This window comes from Variovorax cryoconiti, assembly GCF_051216395.1.
Classification (GTDB): domain Bacteria; phylum Pseudomonadota; class Gammaproteobacteria; order Burkholderiales; family Burkholderiaceae_C; genus Variovorax.
The window spans coordinates 1-1089 of the sequence record NZ_JBPJZI010000061.1 but is presented as its reverse complement, the minus strand read 5'-3'; the positions used below and the strand labels follow the sequence as shown (position 1 = coordinate 1089).

The window sequence follows — 1089 nt, the reverse complement described above, 5'->3', positions numbered from 1 at the left end:
GGCGATGTTGCCGCCGATGACGTCGACCTGCGGGTAGTTTTTCTTGACCCAGCGCACGCGCTCGATCACGCCGAAGCGCGCGGCCGAGCCCTCGTCTTCCGCGAAGATGACCTCTTCGCTGCCGGGCCTGCGCAACGGCAGCGCGAGCACGATGAGCTCGTCGGTGAGATCGGTCGGCACTTCATAAGGCAGTGGCGCGTCTTCGGCACCGAACGAGAACGGCGTGCCATCGGGCATCACGCCCGCGCCGCCGAGCAGCGACACACGGCCCAGCGCATACGCGTCGCGGTCGATCTCCAGACTCAGCCAACCCCAATAGGCACCTTGCAGGCCTGCGGTGCGCCGGGTCACGTATTGCTCGACATAGCGTTCCATTTGCTGGAAATGCTGCGGCCGCAGGTACATCCCTTCGGACCACACCACGCGATTCGCCAATGCCTGCGGATGGGCGCCATTCTTTGCGGCGCCCGAATTGCGAACTGTCACCAAAAGACCTCCTGGGGAGTGCTCACATCGAAGCGGGAGATGCGCTGAGGAGCGGCCTCCCGGTCCACTTGTTTTGCTCCTGATGCTACACGGCGCGTCTTACGTTTTGCACCGCAGTTCGCTCACGAATTTCTCGCACTTTCGTACTAGCAAGCCAGCACCCCAAGCCGGAAATTAACGACTTGGTAGCAGCTCTATGCCCGTCTTGCGCACGGCAACGTGCACGGCCTGCTCGCTCGGCGAAAACTGCCACACCTTGTACAGGTTGGTTTGCTTCGGTTCCTTCAGCGGCAACACGATGCGCCAGCGCGCGGCCTCGAGTTTGCGATAGCCCGCGATGATGCCGATGGCGCGCGAGTCGAGTCCTGCTTCGCGCTTGAACACGCGCTCTTCACCGCTGCGCATGATGGCCTGGTCGGCGTTAACAAGCTCGGTCATGAGCGTCTCGCGGTCGCGATCCTGTAGTGCAAAGTAGTCTGCGGTTTCGAAGTTACCGGAAGATTTCAGTTCGAAGACCTTGACGAGGATGGGTGCGGCCTGGCCGCGTCCGTCGGGGTTGACGCCGTCGTCGATCCTGACGGTGACGGCGTAGGGCGTGGGCAT

At 62.4% G+C, this 1089-nt stretch carries 2 protein-coding genes; both read right to left on the bottom strand.

What is annotated here, in order from left to right; all coding sequences use genetic code 11:
• On the bottom strand, window positions 1-486 hold a 486-nt coding region (tssK, locus tag ACSFA2_RS25720; RefSeq protein WP_435458156.1), incomplete at its 3' end, for a type VI secretion system baseplate subunit TssK.
• Between the two features lie 174 nt (window positions 487-660).
• Window positions 661-1089 (bottom strand): type VI secretion system lipoprotein TssJ (gene tssJ, locus ACSFA2_RS25715; protein ID WP_435458155.1); only part of this gene is annotated, 429 nt, incomplete at its 5' end.